The 526-nt window shown below is 53.8% G+C and carries 1 rRNA gene; it reads right to left on the bottom strand.

What is annotated here, in order from left to right:
- Positions 1-20: 20 nt before the first annotated feature.
- Positions 21-526: ribosomal RNA gene (locus ACJHX4_RS26785) — 16S ribosomal RNA — on the bottom strand; the annotation flags it as partial.

Here is a 526-nt window from a genome sequence, read left to right as displayed (position 1 = left end):
CAAAGTACGCTTCTTTAAGGTAAGGAGGTGATCCAACCGCAGGTTCCCCTACGGTTACCTTGTTACGACTTCACCCCAGTCATGAATCACAAAGTGGTAAGCGCCCTCCCGAAGGTTAAGCTACCTACTTCTTTTGCAACCCACTCCCATGGTGTGACGGGCGGTGTGTACAAGGCCCGGGAACGTATTCACCGTGGCATTCTGATCCACGATTACTAGCGATTCCGACTTCATGGAGTCGAGTTGCAGACTCCAATCCGGACTACGACGCACTTTATGAGGTCCGCTTGCTCTCGCGAGGTCGCTTCTCTTTGTATGCGCCATTGTAGCACGTGTGTAGCCCTGGTCGTAAGGGCCATGATGACTTGACGTCATCCCCACCTTCCTCCAGTTTATCACTGGCAGTCTCCTTTGAGTTCCCGGCCGGACCGCTGGCAACAAAGGATAAGGGTTGCGCTCGTTGCGGGACTTAACCCAACATTTCACAACACGAGCTGACGACAGCCATGCAGCACCTGTCTCACGG

Source organism: Escherichia sp. WS2035 (genome assembly GCF_046487065.1).
GTDB lineage: Bacteria > Pseudomonadota > Gammaproteobacteria > Enterobacterales > Enterobacteriaceae > Escherichia > Escherichia coli.
This window is presented reverse-complemented; position numbering and strand designations above follow the sequence as displayed.